The sequence below is a fragment of the Rhodoflexus caldus genome, from assembly GCF_021206925.1.
Classification (GTDB): Bacteria; Bacteroidota; Bacteroidia; order Cytophagales; family Thermoflexibacteraceae; genus Rhodoflexus; species Rhodoflexus caldus.
Map to the genome: position 1 here is coordinate 258,674 of NZ_JAJPRF010000002.1, position 17,258 is coordinate 275,931.

The following is a 17,258-nucleotide window of genomic DNA, read 5'->3' on the forward strand; positions in this document are numbered from 1 at the left end:
ACCCAATCAAATCGTCATCACCCAGCCGTGCGTATCGGGTTTGCGACCGCGTTTGATGTCTTCCAGTTCGTTGTATACGCGGTTGCTGAACGGGCGATTATTAACATCAGGCAGTTCGTAGAGTTTGCCCTCGTAGCCGATGGTTTTGATGTGGGCAATCGTAGCGGCTGTGCCTACGCCAAAGGCTTCCTGTACGCTGCCGTTTTGGATACCTTCAATTACTTCGGTAACAGCGGCTTTGCGCTCTTCCACAGGCACGCCCCACTCGCGGGCTAATTGCAAAACGGTTTTGCGCGTGATGCCCGGCAGTACGGTATCGGTTTCAGGGGCAGTAACTATCGTTCCGTTGATGACGAACATAATGTTCATGGAGCCTGCCTCTTCAATGTATTTGTGCTCTTTTGCGTCTGTCCAAAGCACTTGGTCAAAACCTTCCTGATACGCCAACTTGGTCGGGTACATGGCGGCGGCGTAGTTACCCGCAGCTTTGGCAGCACCCGTACCGCCTTCGGCAGCGCGTGTGTAGCGGGTTTCCACTTTCACTTTTACGGGGGCAGAGTAATAAACGCCCGCAGGTGAGCAGAAAATCAGGAATTTGAAAGTTTCGGAAGGGCGCAAACCAATAAAGGCATCGGTGGCAAACATCACGGGACGGATGTAGAGTGAGCAACCCTCGCGGGAAGGAACCCAATCGCGGTCTAAGTTCAGCAGTTCGCGCAGGCCGCCCATGAAAATTTCTTCGGGAATTTCGGGCATACACATGCGCACGGCTGACTTGTTCATGCGCTTAAAGTTCTCGTCGGGACGGAAACACAGCACTTCGCCCGCCGCATTTTTGTAGGCTTTCAAACCTTCAAAAATAGACTGCCCGTAGTGAATGGCAGACAGCGCAGGGCTAATGCTCAAATCCTGATAAGGCATAATACGGACGTTTGTCCATTTGCCGCCGATATAATCGGCAGAAAGCATGTGGTCGGTAAAAGTGCGCCCAAATACAGGATTGTTCAAATCTACTTGCGGCAGCCGCGACTGTGTGGTTCTTTCAATCGCTAAATCAAGGGCAAGTGTGTTTTCCATCATTTATTGAGTTTGAAATTGACAATTAATTAGTTCGTAACAACTGAATGGTTTCCAGCAACTTACGGTGCAACTGCGGCGTACAGGAAGCAACTATTTCTTTGCCGAAAAGAAAGTTTTCGCCATTGTGAAAATCTGAAACAATGCCGCCTGCTTCCTTGACAATTAGGATTCCTGCGGCTACGTCCCAAGGATTGAGATTTTTTTCATAAAAAGCCTCAAACCGTCCGGCGGCTACATAAGCCAAATCTATGGCAGCCGAACCGATGCGCCGAAAGCCGTGCGTTTGTATGAGCAATTGTTTCAAAATAGCCAACGTATGGTCTATTTCCGTAGTATCGTAGGCAAAGCCTGTGGCAATCAGCCCCTTAGCAAGGTCTTTTTCAACCGAAACGCGAAGCCGCTTGTTGCCGCTCCATGCGCCTCTGCCTTTAACGGCGTGGAAACATTCGCCGCTGAAAGCCTCTTCCACAACACCCAGCACCACTTCTTCACCCTGAATCAGCCCGATGCTGACCGCATACGGCGGTACTCCGTGGATAAAATTCGTAGTGCCGTCCAACGGGTCAATTACCCAATTCAAGCCGCCGTGCAGGCGGTTGCCCGTACCCTCTTCGGCGATGAAGCCTGCCTCGGGCAAAAGCTGCGACAAACCCTCTACAATCATCTGCTCCGCCTGTTTGTCCACATAAGAAACAAGGTTATTGCGTCCTTTTTCTTCTACCTGTGTGCGGTCGAAGCGTTCCGACTCGCGGCGGATAAAATCACCTGCCTTGCGGGCAATTTTTACAACAGACTGACAGAGGTTTGTTAGCTCCACTTAGACATTTATTTTCCCCCAAAATTAGCTTTTTTTGCCCAAAAAATGCCCGGTAGCGGCACTTATCGCTTATGAATTCAGCCCGTTTTGAAGAAACGCTGACCTATTTGTACGGCTATCTGCCTATGTTTCAACGCATTGGCGCGGCGGCATTTAAGCCCGATTTGAGCAATACCCTTGCTTTGTGCCAACATTTGGGTAATCCGCACGAACGTTTTCCAAGCATCCACGTGGCAGGCACGAACGGGAAGGGCAGCAGTTCGCACCTGTTGACGGCTATTTTGCAGGCTGCGGGCTATCGCGTGGGCTTGTACACTTCGCCGCACCTCAAAAGTTTTACCGAACGCATCCGCATCAACGGTCAAGAAGCTGATAAACAGTGGATTATTGATTGGGTAGAAAAGCTCAAGCCCTTGATTGAACAAGTCAAGCCCTCGTTTTTTGAAGTAACTGTTGCAATGGCGTTTGATTATTTTGCTCAAAACCGGGTAGATATAGCCGTTGTGGAAGTAGGCTTGGGCGGTCGGCTGGACTCTACGAACATCATCTCTCCCATCCTGTCGCTCATTACCAACATCAGCTACGACCATCAAGCACTGCTGGGCGATACGCTGCCGCAAATTGCCTTTGAAAAAGCGGGTATCATCAAACATCATACACCCGTAATTATCAGCGAAAAACAGGAAGAAGTAAGCGCAGTATTCTGCCAAAAAGCGGCACAGGAACACGCACCGATTTACTTTGCCTCCGACCGCTACCGTGCCGAACATACGGCAGTCGGCACTTTTGACATCATCAAAGAAGGCGATTTGATGATGCCCTGCGTCAAGTGCCAATTGTTGGGTGAATATCAGGCAAAAAATTTGGCAGGCGTGATGCAGGCCGTAGAGTGCTTGCAGGCGCAAGGCTGGAAAATTGATAACCGCGCCATTCGCAAGGGCATTGCCGAAGTGAGCACGCTGACGGGTTTAAAAGGACGCTGGCAAATCATCCGCAATCAGCCGCTTACGGTTTGCGATACCGCTCACAACGAAGGCGGCTTGCGCTATGTAGTGCGTCAAATTGCACATACCCCCCACAAACACCTGCATTTTGTGCTGGGCGTAGTGGCGGATAAATCTTTGGACAAAGTGCTGCCTTTGTTGCCGCGGTCGGCTACGTATTATTTCTGCAAACCCGACCTGCCCCGCGGATTGGCTGCTGAAATCCTGCAAGAGCAAGCAGCGGCGCAGGGTTTACGCGGAAACGTTTATTCCTCTGTTAATCAGGCATATCAGGCGGCTTTGGCGGCAGCGCAACCCGACGATATGGTGTTCATCGGCGGCAGTACCTTCGTTGTGGCAGAAATAGAAGATTTGTAAGGATTTTGTATTTTTGCCTACATATACAATTCCGCTATGCAAACTTCCTCACCGGTGCAAAATAAATTTGAAGAAGTAAAGAAGATTTTTACAGCCTATCTGGAACGTAAAGAGTTGCGCAAAACGCCCGAACGCTTTGCTATTCTGGAAGAAATCTACTCGCGCCACGACCATTTTGATGTAGAATCTCTTTACATCAGCATGAAAAACAAAAACTATCGGGTAAGCCGCGCAACGGTTTACAATACGTTGGATTTGCTGGTGGAATGTGATTTAGTTACCAAACATCAGTTTGGGGGCAATTTGGCGCAGTATGAAAAATCCTACGGCTACCGGCAGCACGACCACCTGATTTGCGTGGACTGCCATCAGGTGCTGGAATTTTGCGACCCTCGCATTCACAACATCCAGAGCATGGTCGGCGAATTGTTGCAGTTCAATATTCAGCATCACTCGTTGGTGCTTTACGGAGCCTGCAAACGAACCGACTGCTCCAACAAGAAAGACAAGGCAACAGGCAATACCAATGGATAATTTTTTTGCACAGGTTACTGATAACCAAATCCTTACAATTGAAATTAAAGGAGATTTACTGGGTCAGGAAAATGAAGCCGATATCATCCGATACGTAGAGCAGCAACTTCCTCAGCATGTGGTTTTTGTGGCAGTTGATATATCCCAAGTTCCTTACATGAACAGTTCCGGGCTTACCATACTGATTCGCCTGCTTACTCGTTTTCGTAACCGCAACGGCGACTTGGTGTTGATTCAACCCTCCGAATCAGTAAAAAAATTGTTGCTGATTACCAAGTTAAATCAAATTTTTCATATTTTTGATACCAAAGAAGCTGCTGTTGCCTATCTGGCAGGTTTGCAAGGAAGCGTTAAGCAAAAGGCCTCATAAAGTAAGTTCCGGCTTTTATTTGCGCCCGAACTTCTCTACATTAGCAGCCTGAAATCAAATTTGTATGGATATTTTACTCGGTTTGCAATGGGGCGATGAGGGCAAAGGCAAAATCGTCGATTTCATTGCACCTGACTATCAAGTAGTTGCACGCTTTCAAGGCGGCCCCAATGCAGGACACACCTTGCACTTTGACGGAATCAAGCACGTTTTACATCAAATTCCTTCCGGTGCTTTTCGTCCTGAAATCAAAAATCTGATAGGTAATGGTGTGGTATTAGACCTGCACACGCTTAAAAACGAAATCCTCAGCCTGACCAAACTCGGCGTGGATTTGACAAGAAATTTGTTCATTTCCAAAAAAGCCCAGTTGATTATTCCGACACATCGCGCATTAGATGCTGCATCGGAAAAACAAAAAGGGGAAAACAAAATCGGCTCAACGCTACGCGGCATCGGCCCTACGTATGCCGATAAAGTTGCACGCGTCGGCCTTCGCGTGGGCGATATTTTACTGCCCGATTTCAAGGAGCGATACAACGCCCTGAAAGCAAGGCATTTAGAACAATTGCGATTCTATGCTTACGAAGTGGATTTGCAAGAGCAGGAAGAGCAATTTTTTGAGGCTGTGGAGTTCATCAAAAGCTACCCACTGGTAGACAGCGAATATTTTATTAACAATGAAATCCGCAAAGGCAGCCGCATTTTGGCAGAAGGTGCACAGGGTTCGCTGTTGGATATTGATTTTGGCTCCTACCCTTTTGTTACCAGTTCTAATACAACCGTTGCAGGTGCTTGCACAGGTTTGGGAGTTGCACCGCATCATATTGGCAAAGTGTTGGGCATTTTCAAGGCTTACTGCACGCGTGTGGGCAGCGGCCCGTTCCCAACCGAGCTTTTTGACGAAACAGGTGAACGACTGCGCCGCATAGGCCACGAATTTGGGGCAACCACAGGCCGCCCGCGTCGTTGCGGTTGGTTAGACTTGCCTGCTCTTAAATATGCAGTCATGATTAACCACGTAACCAACCTGTTGATGATGAAGGCTGATGTGCTGAACGAGTTTGAGGAAATCATGGTGTGTACGCACTATGAACTGCCTGATGGCACTATTACCGACCAACTGCCCTACTGCCTCAACAGCACAAAGGTAACGCCTGTATATCAGCGTTTTACAGGCTGGCAATGCGAACTAACCGATTTGCAATCGTTTGAGGAGTTGCCTGCTGCACTGGCCGATTACATCCGATTCATCGAGCAACAGGTAGGCGTTCCCGTTACACTCCTCTCCTACGGTTCTAACCGCAAGGATACATTGATGCGGGCTTAGGTTACAGGCCGACTGCAATGCAAAGTAAAACCCGACAGGTAGCACTTGTCGGGTTTTACTTTGTAAAAGCCTTGATAATCAGCGTATATCCAGCCCATCGAGCAACTGAATGTAGAACTCAATGCCTTCGCGGATTTCATGCAGCCATATGTACTCGTCGGCGCTGTGCGAACGTGCCGAATCACCGGGGCCTATTTTAATCGTTGTAAAAGGCATCAATGCTTGGTCGGAGGTGGTAGGCGAAGCATAGGTAGTTCTGCCCAGCGATACGCCGCGTTTTACAATCGGATGTTCGGGTGAAATGCCTGATGCGTTTAAGCGAAAAGAACGCTCTTTTACCTCACACTCAACATTTTGGCGGATAATTTCCAAGACCTCTGCATTCCTGTAAACATCTGTGGTGCGAATATCCACAGTAAATGTACACTTTTCGGGTACTACGTTGTGTTGGCTGCCCGCATTGATGATTGTTACGGACATTTTTACGGGGCCTAACAAGGGCGACACTTTGGGGAACTGATAGGTTCGGAACCACTCAATATCCTTTAATGCTTTGTAGAAAGCGTTTTCGCCTTCCTCGCGTGCGGCATGCCCCGCTTTGCCTCTTGCCGTACAGTCTATGACCATAAGGCCTTTTTCGGCAATGGCCAACTGGGTGAGCGTAGGTTCGCCTACAATCCCCAAATCAATCTTTCCCAAGTGTGGTAGCAGGAGTTCTACTCCCCCGCTACCGCTGATTTCTTCTTCGGCAGTAGCAGCCAAAATTAGGTTAAACGTCTGTTTTTCAGGTTGTTGCTGAAACAGATTGTTGTAGTAGATAAATGTGGCAATCAATGACACAAGGCAACCTCCTGCGTCATTGCTGCCAAGCCCGTATAACTTGCCGTCTTTTATGATAGGCTCGAATGGGTCTAAAGTATAACCGGGATTGGGTTTTACCGTGTCGTGGTGTGAGTTGAGCAGAATAACGGGTAAATCATCGCGCCAGTTGGCAGATTTACACCATACGTTATTCGCCAAACGCTGTACGGGAATTTGATAGGCACCAAGAAAATCAACAATTAACTGTGCTGTCAAATCTTCTTCTTTGCTGAAAGAAGGCGTGGCGATAAGTTTTTGGAGTAACTCCGTTGCCTGCGCCGTAAGTGCGGGAATGGTTATCGGAAGTTCTTTTATCATATGCAAATTTATGCTTATACCGATAAATTATCCCACCTCCCGCTTTGCTAACGCATGATTCGCAACCCTGTGGTGCGGCTGTTCTACTTCAATATACCCGACAGAACAGAGTTAAACACGGCCATAATGATACTGAAAACAATAGCCATCAGCCAACCTGCAACCGCAAAACTGTCCATCAATGCATCGGCAATTAATACAATGGCTCCATTAACAACCAATGCAAACAGACCAAGTGTCAGGATGGTAACGGGCAGTGCGAGCAGTTGCAAAATCGGGGCAAGCACCGCGTTCAGTAAGCCCAAAACAATTGCCACAATAAAACTTGCTTCCAACGAGGTTACGGAAATACCCGGCAACCACTGCGAAAGAAAGAAGATAAAAACGCCGTTCAAAACTATTTTGATGATGGTTTTCATGGGCTGCGCTATTGTTTGGCTATTTTAATGGTCGTTCGTCGGTTGGCTTGGTGTTGCGCCTCGGTTTTCGCATTGGGAATTTTGGGTTCGGTTTCGCCGTAACCTTTGGCAATAATATTCTCACGCGGAATGCCTTTGGCCACAATGTAATTTACGGCAGAGGCTGCACGGCGTTGAGAAAGGCGCAGGTTGTACGCGTCTTTACCGCGTGAGTCGGTATGAGAACCCAATTCCAAAACAGTGGTAGGATATTGCTCGAAGTAGTCTTTGAGGAAATCTACAAAATTATCCAGAATGACTGCGGCCTCTGCTGTAATGCGCGAACTGTCGTATTCATATAAAATCTCGATTTCGGGCACATCGGAAGGCTTCAGCGGCCGTTTGGGGTCGCGCGGGGTACGCAATGTGATGAGAATATCTTTGCGAAGCGTTAAGTCCAAATCAAAGTAAACCTTGTTGTGGCGAAGCGGCAGCGTTTTTGGGTCTACACCTTTGCCTTGTGTATTCAATTGCTCATTATCAGACAGATATTGAGGTTTTTGCCCTGTTACCTGATAAATACGGTCAATCTCAATCGGCTTTTCAAACAGGTATTTACCTTGTGCATCGGTGCGGATTGTGTCTATCACGTTGCCGTTGTTGTCTTTCAAGGTAATGAAGGTTTCGGGCAAAATTTCAGGCTGTGCGTTGATGTCCGCTTTACCATAGGCCGTACCGCGCAGATAATAGGCAACAGTTTTGATATCTGCCGAGTCATTGCGGAACATGTAGATGTCGTCATCGCCTTTGGCACCGTCTCCGATGCGATTGCTGGTAAAATAGCCGCTGCTTTTAGAACGGAAAGCAATGCCGAAATCGTCGTAGCTGCTGTTCATCGGCGTGCCTACATTCTTGATTTTCAGCTCTTTGATTGGTCTTTTTAAACTGTCATAACCTACAATGACGGTATCTTGAACGAAAATGTCGAGCCCGCCTAAGCCTGCATGTCCGTTGGAGGCAAAAAACAGGCGGCCATCGGGTGCAATTTGCGGGAAAAGTTCATCGCCGGGCGTGTTGATGGTTCTGCCGAGGTTGCGTGGGCGCGACCATGTGCCGTTGTCGTTCAGGCGGCTACTGTAAATATCAATGCCTCCTTGGCTGCCGTCTTTGCGATTAGAGGCAAAGTACAGTGTTTTTCCGTCGGGGCTGAGTGCGGGGGACGAATCCCATGTCAGTGAATCGCTGACGCGGTCGAGGAACTCGGGGGCTGTCCAATTACCGTCCTGAAAGCGACTGATGAACAGGTTTACTTCGCGGAAAGGCTCTTTCTTCTGCCCGCTGTTTCCTCTGGCAAAAATCATGAAGCGATTTTTGGGGGCAAATGTGATGCCGCCTTCGTTGTGGCCATCCAGATTAAATTCAGGACTGAGGAAAGGGCGCACTTCGCCGCCGCAGGTCATCGTATCGGAAAATACAAATTCGTAGAAATCGCTGAAACCGCCACCGGTAGTTTCAAATACTTTTTCACCGCGACGCGAGCTGGCAAATACCAGATTGCCGTTATAAAATGCAGGTGCGTATTCGGAAGCAGGCGTGTTGATACTTGCGCAATTGGCGATGGTTGTATGGGTTTCCATTGCCAAAATAGCATTTACCTCTGTCAAATTTTTGGCTTCAATTCGCGCTTTGCGAATCAACTCTGCATCGCGGCCGTTTTTGCTGTATTTATCCAGTACGGTGGCAGCATCGGCATACATCTCGTTGGCTTTCAGCGCCATTCCCAAATGAAAATCTATGGTTTCATTGGTAAAGCCGCTGCCGATGGCCGCCTGATAATAGGGCAGTGCCAATCTGTAACGGTTGGAAAGCCGATAACATTCACCAATCAGGAAGTTTATTTCAGCAGCATTGGAGGGCTTGCTTTCCAAAACTTTCTTGTATAGTTGTGCAGCTGTTTCGTATTCAGCCCTTGCAAATTTTGTTTCCGCTTTTTTGATGGTTGAAGTGCAGGATGCTAAAAAAGCAATCAGGCAAATTGCCAACAGGGTTTGTTTTATCATAGTCATTGCGCGTGCATTATTGGTTTGTCAGTTGTTGCAAGGTAATCAGGTGCTCATTACCAGCGTAACCATTTCTATAAGTTTAGTGATTGTTTTTTCTATTCCTTCAAAAACTTGTGCCATGCTGTGACTGCTCAAATAACCTGCCGTGGTAATGATATTGTTTAAATCATCTTCTATAACGTCTTCGGCATCGGCATCCACCACATTTATCCCACGAAGTCTTGCTTGTTGAATCCACTGATTAAGTAATTGATTACCAGTATAATATTGCGGCTGTCCCAAAGTTATTTTTGCTTGTATGTCAATGGTTGCCAATGCGTCGGCCACCCATATGGCAGAGGTTGAGGTAGCGGCAATGGGTTTGCCGGCCTCTGCCATCCGGCAAATTACGTCGGCAATTTCGGCAGGCGCAGGCTCGGTCAGGTCGTGGTAGCTGCCGGGAATGACAAGACCGTCAAATGATTTGACCCGAAACTCTGTCAAAGGTTTAATTTTTCCTCTGGCAATGCGTGCAGATTCAATGAGCATGTTGCGCTTATAGGGCAATTTGTCTTTGGTGATGGGGTTGCACACATCGGACTGATTATCAGGCGCAAAACATTCGTAATCTACGGACAGACGGTCAAGCATCAACAGAGAGAGAACTGCCTCGTGAATACCCGAGCCATCGTATATGCCACAACCTGAAAGCAAAACGCCTATTTTCATGGATTTGCAGGGTTAAACGGAGCCCACAAGCCCCGTAATGTCTCAATTGCAATTTTAATGTTTTGTTTTCTAAATTTAATCATACAAAACCGATTATACATGGCCGATGACCTAAAATCCCTCACAGAACGGGTAAACCTGTTACTCACGCAGGTAGCAGCCATTCAAACAGAACTTGCCGCTATTCAGCAGCAACTGCAAAATGCACCTGTCGGAGCAGCAGACACGGCCGTAAAAGATACGTTATCGGCAGGCAGCGAAGTTGCAAATACAGGCAGTGAACCGCAAATACCTCCGCCGATTGCCAAACCTGTTTTTTACCGCGACGGAAAACAGGTGCTGTCTGATGTAAAAAAAATGCAAACCTATACGGCGGCCTCTGCTACACCCGTTGCTCCTGTCAATTTTGAAAAATTGCTGGGGGCTAATCTTATCAAATACATCGGTATTGCCGTGTTTTTTCTGGGAGTGGCCTATTTTGTGAAATATGCCATTGATAATGAATGGATTAGCGAATCGATGCGGGTGGCAATCGGTATGGGAATCGGAGTGGCACTGATAGGCGGCGGGCATTATCTGTATCGTAACTACCGCACATTTGGGGCAGTAATTGCAGGCGGAGGCATCGCATTGTTGCACTTTTCGGCATATTGGGGCTTTCAGTATTACAACTTGTTTTCCCAAACGGCTGCACTGGCAATGATGGTCGGCTTTACTCTGCTGGCGGTCGCTTTGGCAGTACTCTATCGCATGGAGGCGCTGGCTGTTGTGGCAGTGGTTGGAGGTTTTGCATCGCCTTTTTTGGCAAGTACAGGGCAAGGCAATATGCTGAATCTGTTTGCCTATTTGCTGATTCTCAATATAGGAGTAGCCATTTTATACTACCTCAAAAGTTGGCGGAGCATTACCTATGTGGCATTTACCATGACCGCGGCTCTTTGGATTATCTGGTATGCCACCACCGATGAAATCCCCGTCAAATATTCGCACTTGTCGGTTGGGCTGTTTGCTTTTGCTTTTTACATCGTGTTTTGGATAATGGCAAATTATCAGCTGCTTCGTGCCAAAACAGACCTTACGCTACCCGATGCCACATTCAGCCTGACAAGTACGGCTTGTTTTACAAGCATTTTGTTTTTACTGACAGAAAGTCGGTTTTCAGGAGCTTACAACGGGAGTTTTCTGCTGGTTGCCGCACTGATACAAATCGGTTGGGCAGTGCTTTTCAGGCAGTTGCTGCATCATATTACCCCGACAATCATTGCCACACATTTGTACGGCGGAATGGCAATTCTGCTGGTTACATTGGCTATTCCGGCACAATTCAGCAGCTATTCTATTACCTACGCATGGGCAGCAGAAGCCGTACTTTTGCTGTATTTATCGGGCAGAGAAGGTTTTGAGCGCTTGCAGTTGCCGCTTGCATTGGTCAATCTGTTGGCCATTGGCAGCCTGTTCAACGATTGGGACAATTTCTACTGGCGCTCACTGACCGAGTTTACATACGACGACGCGGGCAATCTGCTGAAAACCTATGTATGGCATTACAAAGTCCTGTTAAACAAGGGATTCGGAGCAACTGTTGCCTTGCTTGCATCCATTGCGGCACAGGCTCTCATCATCCGCCGCACCCGAAAATCTGCCTTTGCGCTTTGGGGCATACAGTCGGACGAAACGGGGCAGCGTTCTTTGGAAGTTTATGCGGTTGTAGGCCTGCTGTTGGGCTTTTTTGGCGGCTATCTTGAAATTGATTTTCACCGTCAAAACCTTCAACTGCCTGTTGAGTGGGTGGACGAAATACAACTGTTATTCAGCACTTTATTTGCGTTTCTGATTATTTTTCTTGCCAAAAAAAGCAACAGGCAGTACTGGATTAACCTAACGGCCTTGATAGGCATAGCAGTCGTGGCATTGTACCCGTTATTTTTGCACTTTTCGGTTCGTAGCCTGCGCAACGAGGCACTGGGCGGACAACTCTCATGGTGGTATTTTACGGCTCATTATGTCCTGCTTGTGTTACATGCCCTGCTCATGGCAGAACTTTTGCGGCAACATTGGCAACTTAAAAACAAGCAAAACATTGCTTTTCAATCACTTATGGTAGGCATATGTGCATGGATACTATTTGTCATCACGTCCGAATATGACCACTGGTATGTTATCAGCCGTTTTGAAACACCCGCGACCATTGCAGAACTTGCCGTAACCTCCCAGCGGCAGGGCTATGCGTTGTTGTGGGGCATTAGTTCGTTTTTTATGTTTCTGGCGGGCTTGTGGCGCAAAAATGTTACGGTTCGGCTGACCGCGCTGGCTTGCTTTGCACTTGCGTTGGGTAAATTTTTCATCGTGGATTTTGTCCATTTAGACAACCTTTCCCGTATAATTTCCTTGACTGCCATCGGGGTTTTGCTGTTAGTCATTGCCTTTTTGTATGAAAAACTGAAACGAATCATTTTTGATAATGAGTGAGCAAGTTACGCCTGAAATAAGTGATGAAGACAGCAAGCTGCATGAGATAGCACCCGCAGCCTCACGTAAAATCCGAAGGTTGAATTGGGGAAAACAACTGCGCCCCGGAAAGCGTGCGAGAACCTATTTTTTGGTTTATTCCATTGAATTGCTGGTCGTGATGATTGGTATTGCCGCAGGTTTTGCCGTTAATAACTACGCCGATCATCAGCGTGAACTGAAATTGGAAGCGGACTATATGGCTAACCTGTACGATGAACTTTCGCTTGACATAGAACATCTGATGCAGGCAGACAGCATTAACAATCTGAAAATAGACGAATTGACCCGCCTGCTGATAATGGTCAAAATGAATGACCGAGAACAGATTGACAGCATCAGCAAACTGATAAAAAAAGCCTCGGAAGAAGTAGTGCTGTTCTATCCTTCCAAAACTACCTACGAATCTATCAAACAGGGCGGGCACGTGAACCTGATACGGGACTTCCAAATTAAAAACCAACTCATAGGGCTTTACGAAAACGAATACGAAAAACTCGCCACCCGACAAAACATTATTTTAACCGATATTCGCGACCGATTGCAGCCCTTTGTAAGTGAGCATTTTGATATCATAGAGTTTCAGCCGCTGAATCAGGAAGCTGTTTTCAGTTATCGCTTTACCAATCTGATTCAGCAAATGATTGAAAATCAGTCGCAAAGCTCACGTTACTACAAAGAATCGCTTGCCAAATGCAGGCAAATGCTGCGACAATTGGAAACTAAAATCAAAAACTGAATGAGTCCGGTTACAGCACCTGAATTGCTAACCTCTGTTATTGAAGCTGATGCAAATGCTATCTGGCATCCTTTTACGCCGTTGTACGGCCTTCGTCCGCCCTTAGAAGTAGTGCGTTCAGAGGGTGCATGGCTGCACACTGCCGACGGCAGGCAGATATTGGATGCCATATCTTCATGGTGGGTCAATCTGCACGGGCACAGCCACCCCTACATTGCGGAAGCCATAGGTAAACAAGCTGCCGAGCTGGCACATGTCATTTTTGCAGGCTTTACACACGCGCCTGCGGCAAGGTTGGCAGAACGACTGCTGACCATACTGCCGCCTAATATGAGTAAAGTTTTCTACTCTGACAATGGCAGCACCGCTACCGAAGTGGCTATGAAAATGGCCTTTCAATATTTCTACAATTTAGGGCAACACAAACCCAAAATTATTGCCATAGACGGGGCTTATCACGGCGATACCTTCGGCGCTATGTCCGTCGGCGACCGCAGCCCTTTCAATGCACCCTTCCAGCCGTACTTGTTTGAAGCGGTATTTATTCCTTTCCCCGACAAGGCCAACGAAGCGGCTGTTTTTGCACAGTTTGCCGATGAGATAGCCACCGGAGAAGTAGGCGCTTTCATATTTGAACCCTTGGTGCAGGGTGCAAGCGGTATGCGCATGTACAGTGCCCAACTTTTAGACCGCATGATAGCCCATGCGCAACAGCACGGCGTTATTTGCATTGCCGATGAGGTAATGACAGGTTTCGGCAGAACGGGCAAGTTGTTTGCAAGCCTGTACCTGAACCATTACCCCGATATCATTTGCCTTTCCAAAGGAATTACGGGCGGTTTTCTGCCCTTAGGTGCAACGGCTTGCACTCAGCGCATACAAGATGCCTACCGCAGCCCTGACCTGATGAAAACCTTTTTCCACGGGCACTCCTACACGGCCAACCCGATTGCCTGTGCTGCTGCCAATGCAAGTCTGGACTTGCTGCTCTCCGAACAATGCAGTGCAGCCATCGCCCGCATCAACCAAAAGCATCTGCAATTTGCGGCTCAGTTAGCACAGGGCAACTATGCGGTGCGCAACGTCCGCGTATTGGGAACCATACTTGCGCTGGAAATAGACCGCACGGGCGAAACTTCCTACTTCCACGAAGCCCGCAACAATCTGTACTATCATTTTTTAGATAAAAACCTGTTAATGAGACCCTTAGGAAATGTGGTATATCTATTGCCACCCTATTGTATAACCGATGAAGAGCTTGCACTCGCCTATCGTGCCATTCTTGAAATCATTTAATTAGCCTATGAAAAAAATTTTTTTAGTTGCTTACTGCCTGATAGCAGCATCTGTTTTCCACGTAAAAGCACAGATTAATCTGTTTTCCATTGAAGATGAAATCAAACTGGGGCAGCAGGTTGCCCAACAGGTAGAATCTGACCCCAAAAACAAGATTTTGGATGAGAAAAAATATGCAGAAGCCTATCGGCATTTGCGCCGCATTACCGATGCCATTCTTAACTCAGGGCAGGTGCGCTACCACAAGGAGTTTCCGTGGCAAGTAAAAATTATTCACAATGACAGCATCCTCAATGCCTTCTGTGCGCCGGGCGGCTATATTTACGTGTACACAGGTATTATCAAATTTCTGGATACGGAAGACCAACTGGCAGGCGTAATGGCGCATGAAATTGCCCATGCCGACCGCCGACACTCAACCAATAACTTGACCAAAATGTACGGTATTGCAGCACTTACCGATATTGTTTTGGGTAAAAACCAAAATCGGCTGACACAGATTGCACAGGGATTAGTGGGTTTGCAATTCAGCCGCAACCATGAGCGGGACGCTGACAATCAGTCTGTTATTTACCTCTGCAATACCGAGTATGAAGCCAACGGTGCAGCGGGCTTCTTTGAAAAAATGCTGCAAATGCGTGCTGCCGAGCCCCCTGCATTTTTAAGCACCCATCCTGCCTCGGCTTCTCGCGTACGCGACATCAACGCAGCAGCACGCGCCAGAAATTGTACAGCCAAAACAAGTCAAAAAAATTATCAAGCCTTTAAAAACAGCCTGCCCAAATAAATATGGCATTACCCTGCAACATGCTATTGTGTTGCAGGGTATAAAAAATTACCACAATGAAAAAATCAACATACTAAGACCACTTACCGGCAAAATCCAGAAACTCTGCCTTCATTTCGCCGAAAAGTTTTTCAAAAGTCTCTAATTTATCACGCTCATCGGCATGGTCGCCAAACAAGCGGCGATGTATCGTGTCGGCTTCTTTCTGCGCCTCTCCTACAAGAAAATCCTCATGCACGCGGATATTGTGTTTTAAAATATCCAATTGCTCTTTGTGGATAATCAACTGGTTTTGAAAATGACTGGCTGATTTGTGAAACTCATCACCGTTATTGCGCTTTGCCAAGTCATCCAGCATAGCCTGCAAGCGGATAATCTCTTGCTCATAATGTCCTAAATGTTGCAGCCATTCGGTATGTTCAGCGTGAAGTTCGTTCAGATGCACTTTGGTATTTGCCATAATTTAAAAAAGTTTGTTTGACAGTTCAAAAGTAGCTGAATCACCATGGGTAAAAGATGACTTTTATCATCTATGCACAATTTTTTTGTGAGCACTGCCCACGGGCTTGGCAATTATGAAAGTATTACCTTGATTTGTAAAAGAACCTATATTCACCAAATTGATATGAAATACACAGAACCAATGCTCAAAGAAGGAGCTATGCAAGGTAAAACCATTCTTGTTACCGGAGGCGGAACAGGATTGGGACGTTCTATGAGCAAATATTTTCTGGAACTCGGCGCTAACGTAGTCATTGCCAGCCGCAAATTGGATGTTTTGCAGGCCGCTGCCGATGAATTACAGGCCGAAACAGGCGGTCAGGTGCTTGCCGTAGAGTGCGACGTGCGCAACTATACCGACGTGGAAAAAACACTTGCTGCCACCTTGAAGCGATTCGGCAGTATCAACGGATTGCTTAACAATGCCGCAGGCAACTTCATTAGCCCTACCGAGCGACTTTCGCACAAGGCCTTTGATACAATTGTAGGGATTGTTTTACAGGGAAGTTACAACTGCACCCTTGCCATTGGCAAGCACTGGATTGAGCAAAAGCAACCGGGCACTATACTCAATATTGTTACAACCTACGCATGGACAGGCTCGGGTTATGTAGTGCCTTCGGCTTGTGCCAAAGCAGGCGTATTGGCTATGACGCGCTCTCTGGCCGTAGAATGGGCAAAGTATAACATCCGCAGTAATGCCATTGCCCCCGGCCCATTCCCTACCAAAGGCGCATGGGACAGGTTGTTCCCGCCTGCCTTACAGGATAAGATGGATGTTTCCAAAAAAGTACCGCTCAAACGCGTAGGCGACCATCAGGAACTGGCCAACCTTGCCGCTTATCTGATGTCCGATTACAGCGCCTACATAAACGGTGAAGTTGTAACCATTGACGGCGGCGAATGGCTCAACGGTGCGGGCGAATTCAACTTCTTGGAGCAGCTCCCCGGCGAGATGTGGGATCAAATTGAGCGCATGGTACGTGGTGCAGGAAAAAGCCAATAATTTTTACCCCATTCCCCTATGCCTGTAGAAATAGAACGCAAATTTTTAGTTAAAAATCAGGATTGGAAAAAGAACGCCGAAGCCAAAGTGTTCCGGCAAGGGTACTTGTGCAATGACAACGGGAAAACGGTGCGTGTACGCATAGCGGGCGAAGATGCCTTTATTACAGTAAAAGGCAATGCACAGTATATTTCAAGAGCTGAATTTGAATATGCTATTCCCGTAGAAGACGCGCTCTACATGCTAAATGCCCTCTGCCAAAGGCCTCTGATTGAGAAAACACGCTATTATGTGCCTTACAAAGGGCTTATGTGGGAAATAGATGAGTTTGAAGGAGATAACAGCGGGTTAATCATTGCAGAAGTAGAACTGACCGATGAAAATCAGGAAGTTCCTTTGCCGCCTTGGGCAGGTGCCGAAGTAACAGGCGATGAGCGCTACTATAACGCCAATCTGGTGCGCAATCCTTACAAGAACTGGAAGTAGTGGCTTAGGCTTTTTTGAGACCACATTCAAAAGCAAAACCTCCGTCGGGGCTTTAAATCTCGGCGGAGGTTTTTGTTCATACATACGCTATTGCA

17 protein-coding genes are annotated in these 17,258 nt (G+C 47.3%); 10 read left to right on the top strand and 7 right to left on the bottom strand.

What is annotated here, in order from left to right:
* Positions 1 to 6: 6 nt before the first annotated feature.
* Both NDK19_RS03240 and NDK19_RS03245 read right to left on the bottom strand, forming a co-directional pair.
* Positions 7 to 1,080 carry a branched-chain amino acid aminotransferase gene (locus NDK19_RS03240; protein WP_394801671.1) on the bottom strand — a complete coding sequence of 358 codons (1,074 nt, stop codon included), beginning with the start codon at positions 1,078 to 1,080 and terminating at the stop codon, positions 7 to 9.
* Between the two features lie 22 nt (positions 1,081 to 1,102).
* The gene (locus NDK19_RS03245; protein WP_250630400.1) at positions 1,103 to 1,897 is read right to left on the bottom strand and encodes an inositol monophosphatase family protein; all 795 of its coding nucleotides are present in this window, start codon (positions 1,895 to 1,897) and stop codon (positions 1,103 to 1,105) included.
* A 71-nt stretch (positions 1,898 to 1,968) separates the two neighbouring features.
* Here NDK19_RS03245 and NDK19_RS03250 point away from each other — a divergent pair, with 71 nt between their 5' ends.
* The 4 genes from NDK19_RS03250 to NDK19_RS03265 are packed head-to-tail and all read left to right on the top strand — an operon-like array spanning position 1,969 to position 5,492.
* The gene (locus tag NDK19_RS03250) at positions 1,969 to 3,258 is read left to right on the top strand and encodes a bifunctional folylpolyglutamate synthase/dihydrofolate synthase (protein WP_250630401.1); all 1,290 of its coding nucleotides are present in this window, start codon (positions 1,969 to 1,971) and stop codon (positions 3,256 to 3,258) included.
* A gap of 36 nt (positions 3,259 to 3,294) precedes the next feature.
* Positions 3,295 to 3,792 (top strand): Fur family transcriptional regulator, encoded by a 498-nt coding sequence (locus NDK19_RS03255; protein WP_250630402.1) that lies wholly within the window; start codon positions 3,295 to 3,297, stop codon positions 3,790 to 3,792.
* A complete protein-coding gene (locus NDK19_RS03260; RefSeq protein ID WP_250630403.1) occupies positions 3,785 to 4,162 on the top strand; it encodes an STAS domain-containing protein in 378 nt (125 codons plus the stop codon). The genes NDK19_RS03255 and NDK19_RS03260 overlap by 8 nt, the downstream gene beginning before the upstream one ends.
* 58 nt (positions 4,163 to 4,220) lie before the next feature.
* On the top strand, positions 4,221 to 5,492 hold the full coding sequence (locus NDK19_RS03265; protein WP_250630604.1) for an adenylosuccinate synthase: 1,272 nt from the start codon (positions 4,221 to 4,223) through the stop codon (positions 5,490 to 5,492).
* A gap of 78 nt (positions 5,493 to 5,570) precedes the next feature.
* Here the strand turns inward: NDK19_RS03265 and NDK19_RS03270 are convergent, their stop codons facing one another.
* The 4 genes from NDK19_RS03270 to NDK19_RS03285 form a co-directional block, all read right to left on the bottom strand.
* A complete protein-coding gene (locus NDK19_RS03270; RefSeq protein WP_250630404.1) occupies positions 5,571 to 6,671 on the bottom strand; it encodes a M20 family metallo-hydrolase in 1,101 nt (366 codons plus the stop codon).
* A gap of 83 nt (positions 6,672 to 6,754) precedes the next feature.
* Positions 6,755 to 7,090 (bottom strand): phage holin family protein, encoded by a 336-nt coding sequence (locus NDK19_RS03275; protein WP_250630405.1) that lies wholly within the window; start codon positions 7,088 to 7,090, stop codon positions 6,755 to 6,757.
* Between the two features lie 8 nt (positions 7,091 to 7,098).
* Positions 7,099 to 8,997, bottom strand: coding sequence for an OmpA family protein (locus NDK19_RS03280; RefSeq protein WP_250630406.1), 1,899 nt, complete (start codon positions 8,995 to 8,997; stop codon positions 7,099 to 7,101).
* A gap of 177 nt (positions 8,998 to 9,174) precedes the next feature.
* On the bottom strand, positions 9,175 to 9,840 hold the full coding sequence (locus NDK19_RS03285) for a type 1 glutamine amidotransferase family protein (RefSeq protein ID WP_250630407.1): 666 nt from the start codon (positions 9,838 to 9,840) through the stop codon (positions 9,175 to 9,177).
* Positions 9,841 to 9,939: 99 nt separating this feature from the next.
* On the opposite strand from NDK19_RS03285, the gene NDK19_RS03290 reads away from it, so the two are divergent.
* From NDK19_RS03290 to NDK19_RS03305, 4 genes are read left to right on the top strand one after another with little or no spacing between them, the layout of a single operon-like run.
* Entirely contained in the window at positions 9,940 to 12,309 is a 2,370-nt protein-coding gene (locus NDK19_RS03290) for a DUF2339 domain-containing protein (RefSeq protein WP_250630408.1), read from the top strand.
* A complete protein-coding gene (locus tag NDK19_RS03295; protein ID WP_250630409.1) occupies positions 12,302 to 13,087 on the top strand; it encodes a hypothetical protein in 786 nt (261 codons plus the stop codon). Before NDK19_RS03290 ends, NDK19_RS03295 begins: the two co-directional genes overlap by 8 nt.
* On the top strand, positions 13,088 to 14,383 hold the full coding sequence (locus NDK19_RS03300; RefSeq protein ID WP_250630410.1) for an adenosylmethionine--8-amino-7-oxononanoate transaminase: 1,296 nt from the start codon (positions 13,088 to 13,090) through the stop codon (positions 14,381 to 14,383).
* Positions 14,384 to 14,390: 7 nt separating this feature from the next.
* Positions 14,391 to 15,170: a M48 family metalloprotease gene (locus tag NDK19_RS03305; RefSeq protein WP_250630411.1), complete on the top strand. Its 780-nt coding sequence runs from the start codon at positions 14,391 to 14,393 to the stop codon at positions 15,168 to 15,170.
* 73 nt (positions 15,171 to 15,243) lie between these two features.
* On the opposite strand, the gene NDK19_RS03310 is transcribed toward NDK19_RS03305, so the two are convergent.
* On the bottom strand, positions 15,244 to 15,630 hold the full coding sequence (locus NDK19_RS03310; RefSeq protein ID WP_250630412.1) for a hypothetical protein: 387 nt from the start codon (positions 15,628 to 15,630) through the stop codon (positions 15,244 to 15,246).
* 165 nt (positions 15,631 to 15,795) lie between these two features.
* Between NDK19_RS03310 and NDK19_RS03315 the strand changes: the two genes are divergently transcribed.
* Both NDK19_RS03315 and NDK19_RS03320 read left to right on the top strand, forming a co-directional pair.
* Complete coding sequence (locus NDK19_RS03315) at positions 15,796 to 16,677, top strand: SDR family oxidoreductase (RefSeq protein ID WP_250630413.1); 882 nt, start codon at positions 15,796 to 15,798, stop codon at positions 16,675 to 16,677.
* Between the two features lie 18 nt (positions 16,678 to 16,695).
* A complete protein-coding gene (locus NDK19_RS03320) occupies positions 16,696 to 17,163 on the top strand; it encodes a CYTH domain-containing protein (RefSeq protein ID WP_250630414.1) in 468 nt (155 codons plus the stop codon).
* Positions 17,164 to 17,258 lie beyond the last annotated feature (95 nt).

Bases quoted from the DNA above. Each gene is read 5' to 3' on its own strand.
- NDK19_RS03255 (WP_250630402.1), top strand. From the start codon at position 3,295: ATGCAAACTTCCTCACCGGTGCAAAATAAATTTGAAGAAGTAAAGAAG.
- NDK19_RS03285 (WP_250630407.1), bottom strand. From the start codon at position 9,840: ATGAAAATAGGCGTTTTGCTTTCAGGTTGTGGCATATACGATGGCTCG.
- NDK19_RS03315 (WP_250630413.1), top strand. From the start codon at position 15,796: ATGAAATACACAGAACCAATGCTCAAAGAAGGAGCTATGCAAGGTAAA.
- NDK19_RS03240 (WP_394801671.1), bottom strand. From the start codon at position 1,080: ATGATGGAAAACACACTTGCCCTTGATTTAGCGATTGAAAGAACCACA.
- NDK19_RS03320 (WP_250630414.1), top strand. From the start codon at position 16,696: ATGCCTGTAGAAATAGAACGCAAATTTTTAGTTAAAAATCAGGATTGG.
- NDK19_RS03300 (WP_250630410.1), top strand. From the start codon at position 13,088: ATGAGTCCGGTTACAGCACCTGAATTGCTAACCTCTGTTATTGAAGCT.
- NDK19_RS03275 (WP_250630405.1), bottom strand. From the start codon at position 7,090: ATGAAAACCATCATCAAAATAGTTTTGAACGGCGTTTTTATCTTCTTT.
- NDK19_RS03250 (WP_250630401.1), top strand. From the start codon at position 1,969: ATGAATTCAGCCCGTTTTGAAGAAACGCTGACCTATTTGTACGGCTAT.
- NDK19_RS03260 (WP_250630403.1), top strand. From the start codon at position 3,785: ATGGATAATTTTTTTGCACAGGTTACTGATAACCAAATCCTTACAATT.
- NDK19_RS03305 (WP_250630411.1), top strand. From the start codon at position 14,391: ATGAAAAAAATTTTTTTAGTTGCTTACTGCCTGATAGCAGCATCTGTT.
- NDK19_RS03295 (WP_250630409.1), top strand. From the start codon at position 12,302: ATGAGTGAGCAAGTTACGCCTGAAATAAGTGATGAAGACAGCAAGCTG.
- NDK19_RS03310 (WP_250630412.1), bottom strand. From the start codon at position 15,630: ATGGCAAATACCAAAGTGCATCTGAACGAACTTCACGCTGAACATACC.
- NDK19_RS03270 (WP_250630404.1), bottom strand. From the start codon at position 6,671: ATGATAAAAGAACTTCCGATAACCATTCCCGCACTTACGGCGCAGGCA.
- NDK19_RS03290 (WP_250630408.1), top strand. From the start codon at position 9,940: ATGGCCGATGACCTAAAATCCCTCACAGAACGGGTAAACCTGTTACTC.